The sequence below is a fragment of the Intrasporangium sp. genome (assembly GCF_051961875.1).
GTDB lineage: Bacteria > Actinomycetota > Actinomycetes > Actinomycetales > Dermatophilaceae > Intrasporangium_A.
Window position 1 is genome coordinate 1 of sequence record NZ_JBQCCV010000295.1, and the last position, 7,284, is coordinate 7,284.

Annotated in this window: 8 protein-coding genes; 5 read left to right on the forward strand and 3 right to left on the reverse strand. The window is 70.7% G+C overall.

Translation table 11 applies throughout. The features are described from left to right. Nucleotides 1-117 precede the first annotated feature (117 nt). Entirely contained in the window at nt 118-741 is a 624-nt protein-coding gene (locus ACTHJJ_RS18380; RefSeq protein ID WP_440304395.1) for an FMN-binding negative transcriptional regulator, read from the forward strand. Nucleotides 742-799: 58 nt separating this feature from the next. Here the strand turns inward: ACTHJJ_RS18380 and ACTHJJ_RS18385 are convergent, their stop codons facing one another. Continuing rightward, nucleotides 800-1,654 carry a phosphatase PAP2 family protein gene (locus ACTHJJ_RS18385; RefSeq protein ID WP_440304396.1) on the reverse strand — a complete coding sequence of 285 codons (855 nt, stop codon included), beginning with the start codon at nt 1,652-1,654 and terminating at the stop codon, nt 800-802. 34 nt (nt 1,655-1,688) lie between these two features. Between ACTHJJ_RS18385 and ACTHJJ_RS18390 the strand changes: the two genes are divergently transcribed. Next, nucleotides 1,689-2,276, forward strand: a complete 588-nt coding sequence (locus ACTHJJ_RS18390) for a DNA-3-methyladenine glycosylase I (protein ID WP_440304397.1) — start codon at nt 1,689-1,691, stop codon at nt 2,274-2,276. Between the two features lie 4 nt (nt 2,277-2,280). Here the strand turns inward: ACTHJJ_RS18390 and ACTHJJ_RS18395 are convergent, their stop codons facing one another. Together ACTHJJ_RS18395 and ACTHJJ_RS18400 are read right to left on the reverse strand one after the other, a co-directional pair. Next, complete coding sequence (locus ACTHJJ_RS18395; protein ID WP_440304398.1) at nt 2,281-3,825, reverse strand: phytoene desaturase family protein; 1,545 nt, start codon at nt 3,823-3,825, stop codon at nt 2,281-2,283. Between the two features lie 36 nt (nt 3,826-3,861). Then, the gene (locus ACTHJJ_RS18400; protein WP_440304399.1) at nt 3,862-4,461 is read right to left on the reverse strand and encodes a dihydrofolate reductase family protein; all 600 of its coding nucleotides are present in this window, start codon (nt 4,459-4,461) and stop codon (nt 3,862-3,864) included. A gap of 134 nt (nt 4,462-4,595) precedes the next feature. Between ACTHJJ_RS18400 and ACTHJJ_RS18405 the strand changes: the two genes are divergently transcribed. The 3 genes from ACTHJJ_RS18405 to ACTHJJ_RS18415 all read left to right on the forward strand — a co-directional run. Beyond that, nucleotides 4,596-5,111 carry a PH domain-containing protein gene (locus ACTHJJ_RS18405; protein ID WP_440304400.1) on the forward strand — a complete coding sequence of 172 codons (516 nt, stop codon included), beginning with the start codon at nt 4,596-4,598 and terminating at the stop codon, nt 5,109-5,111. 48 nt (nt 5,112-5,159) lie between these two features. Continuing rightward, nucleotides 5,160-6,902, forward strand: a complete 1,743-nt coding sequence (locus tag ACTHJJ_RS18410) for an AMP-binding protein (protein WP_440304401.1) — start codon at nt 5,160-5,162, stop codon at nt 6,900-6,902. A 188-nt stretch (nt 6,903-7,090) separates the two neighbouring features. After that, nucleotides 7,091-7,284: hypothetical protein (locus ACTHJJ_RS18415; protein WP_440304402.1), on the forward strand; the 194-nt coding region annotated here is incomplete at its 3' end.

The following is a 7,284-nucleotide window of genomic DNA, read 5'->3' on the forward strand; positions in this document are numbered from 1 at the left end:
AACACCCCCCAAACCCAAAAAAACCCACCCTCCTGGGGTGGGTTTGTGTTCCCTCTGCTCCCCCCCCCCCCCGTTCCACGTCCGGCCGGCCTGCGGTCGAGGTGAAGAATGGCCGGCATGTACGTGCCGCACTTCAACGCCATGGACGACGCCGCCGTCCGGCCGTTCCTCGAGGCCCATCCCGCCGGGCACCTCGTCACCGTCGGGCCGGACGGCCTCCCGGACGTGACGCTGCTGCCGCTCGTCATCGACGATGGCCGGGTGCTGGCGCACTTCGCCCGGGCGAACGAGCACTGGCGCCGGATCGCGCCGGGAACGCCAGGCGTCGTCGTGGTCACGGCTGCGGATGCCTACATCTCGCCGAGCTGGTACGCGTCGAAGGCGGAGCACGGCCGGGTCGTGCCGACCTGGAACTACAGCGAGGTCCAGCTGCGCGGTGAGGTGACCGTCCACGAGGACGCGGAGTGGGTCCACGACATCGTCACCCGACTGACCGAGCGCCACGAGGCGCACCGGCCGGATCCCTGGGCGGTCACCGACGCGCCCGAGCGCTACGTCTCCGGGCAGCTGCGGGCGATCGTCGGCGTCGAGGTCGTGGTGCAGGAGATTTCCGCGAAGGCGAAGCTGAGCCAGAACCGGTCCGACGCGGACCGGGCGGGAGCCATCGCGGGCCTCGAACAGGAGCCGGCCCCTGCGGCCCATCAGGTGGCCGACGCGATGCGCGCGGTCCTCGGGCACTGAGCCCAGCGGCATACGGCCCGATGTTGTCCCCGCTCCACCTTGGGCGCCGCGCCAGCGCTCAGGAAGTCCGTCGGGCGGCGCGCCGGAGGGTGACTAGGAGGCGGTGCGCGGTGATGACCGCGAGCGCCCATGCGAGCCCGATGGCCCACGCCGCGAGGACGTCCGTGAGCCAGTGGTGGCCCAGGAAGACCCGGCTGAGGCCCATTGCGAGGACGAAGAGAGCGCCGATGGCGACGGTGACGACACGCTGCCACGTCGCGGTGGTCCGGAGGAGCACGAGGTAGACGATGATCGTCGTCAGCACGGTGGCGTTGAGCGTGTGCCCGCTGGGAAAGGACGGGGAGGACTCGTAGGGCGGCACGGCATACTCGAGCGCCGGCCGGGCCCGGCCGACCAGGCTCTTGCCGGCCAGCGTCATGAGGAGTGAGCCGACCGCGGCCACGAGCGTGACGACGATCGGTGTCCACGCCCGCTGGAGGGCAGTGACTGTCATGGCGACGACGGTGGCGAGGATCGGCATGCCGATCGGCCCACCGATGTCGGTGAAGAGCGTGACCGCCTGGTCGAGTCCCGAATCGCGCCACCGCAGGGCGAGGTCGAGGGCCGGGTGGTCGAGGGCGGCCACGCCGTTGCTTCCGATGACGCCCTCGTAGACCTCGTGTGCGACATCGGTGAGGGCGAGGACCAGGGACAACGAGATTCCGGCGAAGAGGACGAAAGCCAGGTTCGCCGCCGACCATGCGATGGTGCGGTCCGCCGCGGGGCGCCACCGCTCCGGCAGACGGGCGGCGACGGCGACCGCGAAGGTGCCAACGACGCGGACGAGCCACCGTCCGAGGTGGCTGGACCACCCGGCAAGGTCGCGGGAGCCGATCGTCTCGTTGCTCGCGACCGGCGGCAGGGGCTCAGGCATCAGGCCAGTCTGGCAAAGGCTTAGGCTGACCGGCGTGACAGTGGTCGGAGGCGACGGGTTGGCTCGGCCCGAGTGGGCGGCGACTGACCCGCTCCTTCAGGAGTACTACGACACCGAGTGGGGGATGCCGGTCCGCGACGAGCACGGCGTCTACGAGCGGATCTGCCTCGAGGGCTTCCAGTCCGGGTTGTCCTGGGCGACCATCCTGCGCAAGCGGCCGGCGTTCCGCGAGGTCTTCGCGGACTTCGACCCGGACGTCGTGGCCGGCTTCGGCGAGTCCGACGTCGAGCGGCTGATGGCCGACCCCCGGATCGTGCGCAACCGCCGCAAGATCGAGGCGACGATCCAGAACGCCCGCGCCACGATCGCGCTGCGTGACGAGGGCGGCCTGGCCGAGCTCGTCTGGTCGTTCCGGCCCGCGGAGACGCCGCAGCCGAGCGACCACTCGGAGGTCCCGACGATCTCACCCGAGTCGGTCGCCCTGTCGAAGGCGCTGCGCGGCAAGGGATTCGCGTTCGTCGGGCCGACGACGATGTTCGCCCTCATGGAGGCCATCGGGATGGTCGACACGCACCTCGTGACGAGCCACCGACGGGGCAGCTCCGGCGTCTGGCCCGCCTGACCCCCTACCTGTCGAGGACCGCGCGGGCCGCGTTGTGGCCCGGTATGCCGCTCACCCCGCCTCCGCGGCGCGCGCCGGCTCCCGCGATGGTGACGTTGTCGTAGGCGGTCTCGACACCCCAGGTGCCGACCTCCGCCGGGCTCTCGGCCCAGGGCCATTGGAGGGACCGGTGGAAGATGTTGCCGCCGGGCAGGCCCACCGAGTCCTCAAGGTCGACGGGCGTCTTGGCCTCCAGGCAGAGGTTGCCCTCGGCGTCGCGGGCCAGGACGTCCGAGATCGGTTCTGCCAGAACGGAGTCGAGCGAGCGCAGCGTTGCCTCGAGGGCCGCCTTGCGCGCCGTGTCGTTGTCGGCGCGGAAGAGCCGGGCCGGCATGTGCAGGCCGAAGAGGGTCAGGGTCTGGGCCTCGGTCGCGGCGAGCGCGGGGCCGAGGATCGAGCGGTCGCTCAGGGTGTGGCAGTAGATCTCGCACGGCGGGAGGTCGGGCAGCCGCCCGGACTCGGCCTGGGCGTAGGCGTCCTCGAGCTGCTGGTAGCCCTCGTTGATGTGGAAGGTGCCGGCGAAGGCCGCCGTCGGGTCGGCATCCGTGTCGCGCAGCCGGGGCAGGCGGGTCAGGAGCAGGTTGACCTTTAGCTGGGCGCCCTCGACGTCGGCCTCGGTCGGGACCGGCTCGGCCCCTGCCGCGGCGAGGAGGCTGTTCAGCGTGGCGGGGGCGCAGGCCCCGTGGATCGTGGCGGCCGTCGCTCGCCCACCGGACCAGGCGACGTCGCCGGTTGCGGGGTCGACGTGGGTGACGGCCTTGCCCGTCAGGATCTGGGCACCGGCCGAGACCGCGGCCTTGGCGAGGGAGTCCGTGACCGCCCCCATGCCGCCGACCGGGACGTCCCAGTCGCCGGTGCCGCCACCGATGAGGTGGTAGAGGAAGCAGATGTTCTGCCGGAGGTCCGGTGAGTGCATCGAGGCGAAGGTGCCGATCAGCGCGTCGGTCGCGATGACGCCCCTGACGGTGTCGTCGGGGACGAGCCGCTCGACGAGCTCGCCGAGGGGACGCGTGCTGAGCGCGTCGAAGAGTTCGTCGTCACCGACGAGGGCGCGGGCCGCCTCGCGCGTCTGGAGTGGCTCGAGGACGGTGGGGAAGAGCCGTTCGGCGAGCGAACCCATGCGTCCGTAGAAGTCCTGCCACGCGGCATACCCGTCGTCGCTGCCCGTCACAGCGCGGAACCGGGCGGCCGTGGCGTCCTCGTCGCCCCGGTCGACGAGCAGGCCGAGCGCCGGGTCGGCGGGGACGGGTGTGTAGGACGAGTAGCGCCTCCGGACGAGCCGGACGTCGAGGTCGAGGTCGGTGATGACCTGCTTCGGCAGGAGCGAGACGAGGTAGGAGTAGCGCGAGAGGCGAGCGTCGACCCCCGGGAAGGCCTGGGCCGAGATGGCAGCACCGCCGACGTGGTCGGACTGCTCGAGGACGAGGACCTTGCGGCCGGCTCGGGCCAGGTAGGCGGCGGCGGTCAGGCCGTTGTGCCCGGCCCCGATGATGACGTCGTCGTAGCGCATGGCGACACCCTAGGCCGCCCGCTCCCCGATTGGCGGCTACGTCTCGTCCGTGCCGCGGGCGCCGCGGACGGCATGCCGGTGCATGGTGACGCCGGCCTCGAACGAACGTTGCTCGAGCAGGTCGAGCTCGACCCGGTCGACCGGCTCGTCGAACAGGGGTCGGCCAGTGCCGAGGACGACGGGGTGCGTGAAGAGCAGCAGCTCGTCGAGCAGGTTCGCGCGCAGCAGCTGTGTCGCGAGCGTCGCGCCCCCGACCCCGATGTCTCCGTCGCTCTCGGCGCGCACCCGCGCGAGCTGCTCGATCGCGTCGTCGCCGCCCATGACCCGGGTGTTGTGTTTGGCGCTGTCCCTGGTTCGGGACACGAGGACCTTGGGCGTTGACGTCCAGATCTCGCCGTACTCGCGCATGTAGTCCGGCAGCGACTCGTCGTGCCGCGCATCCGGCCAGAAGGGGTCCATGATCTCGTAGACCCGCCGGCCCTGGACCATGACGGACAGCGCCCGGGCTCGCGCATTGAACTCACGGTGCAGCGACTCGCCGATGCGCGCCCAGTCCCCGCCGCCGTCCTCTCCCGAGGCGCCCTCGATGCGCAGGTCGAGCGAGACGTTCATCCAGTACACGAAGCGAGCTGGCACCGGGCCCTCCTTGGTCGTGGTGGCGGCACCCACGCTACCGGGGGTATCGACGCCGCGCCCGGCTTCGGCGAGGGCGAAAACGCCCAGGGCCAGGTGGGCGGCATACGTCACTGCTTCCCAATAGGCTCGGCCTCGTGGGATTCCCGGAGAACGTCCTCGCCCGCGGCGAGAAGGTGGAGAAGAGCCTGCACCCGCACTGGCTCACGGTCGCCGTCCCGACCCTGATGGCCGTCATGCTGATCGCCATTGGGGTCACCGTCTCGGTGGTGACTCCCGACGACCGGACCGGACACATCATCGAGTGGATCGCCGACGCGATCATCGTGCTCCTCGCGATCCCCTTCGTGGTCGTGCCGTTCCTACGCTGGCGCACGACGCACTACGTCATCACGAGCCACCGGGTCATGGTCCGCCGGGGGATCCTCAGCAAGTCGGGCAAGGACATCACGCTCTCGAAGATCACTGACGTCTCCTTCGAGCAGACGCTGTTCGACCGGATCATCAACGCCGGCTCCCTGCGGATCGAGTCGGCCGGGGACAGCCCGGACGAGGAGCTGCGCAACATCCCCAACAGCAACGACGTCCAGCAGCTCATCAACCGGCTCGTCGACGAGGACGACCTCCGGCGCCGCCGGCCCGTCGACGACTGAGTCGGATCCAGCCCTTGACGGAGGGGCGGATGGTGAGAAGGTCGGAGCATGACTGACGAGAGCCCCGCCACCACCGCCTACCGGGACGCCCGCGACTCCCTCCTCGCCCTGCGCGAGGACTACGAGGCGGCGGTCCGTGACTTCCGTTATCCGGACGTCGGCGATCGGTTCAACTGGGCCGTCGACTGGTTCGACGCGTTCGCCCGGGGCAACGACCGGCCCGGCCTCGTCATCGTCGAGCAGGACGAGTCGGTCGGCAGCTGGAGCTTCGACGAGCTGGCCCGCCGCTCCGACCAGGTGGCGGCCTGGCTCGCTGCGAAGGGCATCGGCAAGGGCGACTCGGTCATCGTCATGCTCGGCAACCAGGTCGAGCTGTGGGAGACGATGCTCGGCGTCATGAAGCTCGGCGCGGTCATCATGCCGACGACGACCGCGGCCGGACCCGGCGACCTCGTCGACCGGATGGAGCGGGGCGCCGCCCGGGCCGTGGTCACGAACCCGAACGAGACCTACAAGTTCGACGACATCGACGGCGACTATGTCCGCGTCGCGGTCGACCGGGGCGCGGAGGCGCCGCAGGGCTGGGAGGCGTACTCAGCGGCATACGACCTGGACGCGAAGCCCGCCGAGCACCCGGGCACCGCGCCGAGCGACCGGCTGCTGCTCTACTTCACCTCCGGCACGACGAGCCGGCCGAAGCTCGTCGAGCACACCCAGGTGTCCTACCCGGTCGGTCACATGTCGACGATGTACTGGATCGGCCTGCAGCCGGGCGACGTCCACCTCAACATCTCCAGCCCCGGCTGGGCCAAGCACGCGTGGTCGTGCTTCTTCGCGCCGTGGATCGCCGAGGCGACCGTCTTCATGTACAACTACTCGCGCTTCGAGCCGGAGGCGCTGCTGCGCGTGCTGCGGACCCACGAGGTGACCTCCCTCTGCGCGCCGCCGACGGTATGGCGCATGCTCATCAACGCCGACCTCTCGGGTGGCCCGGGCAGCCTGCGCGAGGTCATCGCCGCCGGCGAGCCGCTCAACCCTGAGGTCATCACCCAGGTCGCCAAGGCATGGGGCCTGACGATCCGCGACGGCTACGGGCAGACGGAGACGACGGCGCAGGCCGGCAACACCCCGGGCCAGCAGGTCAAGCCCGGTTCCATGGGCCGGCCGCTGCCGGGCGTGCCGGTCGTGCTCGTCGACCCGCTGACAGGCGAGCGGTCGACGCGCGGAGAGGACGGGGTGAGCGAGGGCGAGATCTGCCTCGACCTCTCGGCGCACCCGCTGCCGCTCATGACCGGCTACCAGGGTGACGAGCAGCGCAACGCCGACGCGATGGCCGGCGGTTTCTACCACACGGGCGACGTCGCGACGATGGACGCCGAGGGCTACATCACCTACGTCGGGCGCACGGACGACGTGTTCAAGGCGAGCGACTACAAGATCAGCCCCTTCGAGCTCGAGTCGGTCCTCATCGAGCACGTCGCCGTGGCAGAGGCGGCCGTCGTGCCGACCCCTGACCCCGTCCGGCTCGCGGTGCCGAAGGCCTACATCGCCCTCGCTCCGGGCTACGAGCCGGGGGAGGAGGTCGCGCGCTCGATCCTCGCCCACGCGCGGCAGAAGCTGCAGCCCTGGCAGCGGGTGCGCCGGGTCGAGTTCTTCGAGCTGCCCAAGACGATCTCGGGAAAGATCCGCCGGGTCGAGCTGCGCGGCCGCGAGGTGGAGCTCGACGCCGAGGGGGCGGAGCGCCCCGACCTCGAGTGGCGCGACGACCAGTTCCCCGACCTCAAGGGCTGACGCTCGCTGGGCCTCCAAACAGAGGTCGTATGCCGCGGGGCCGGCTGTGCGCTGCGCTACGCGCGGCGGCGCCGCGCTGCGCATAGCCCGGCCCGCTTGCGCCTTCGACGCATTCAAACTGAATAAAGCCGGGTCAAACGCTGGAATAATTCTCGAACATGTGATCTAATAGTTGGAGGAGGTGGCCAATGAAGACCCAGCCCACGACCGGTGCAGACGCACTGGCGGGCGCACGTCTTCCGGCCACCGCCGGCGCAGTCGAGTCGTTGTCCGAAGCGCGCGGCTGCCGCCTTGACGTCGTGCATCGGCCCGGCCCGCCCCAGCGATCGCCTCTGGAGCGGTTCTGCCATCGCCACGTCGAGATCGCGCAGCGTCATGGGCG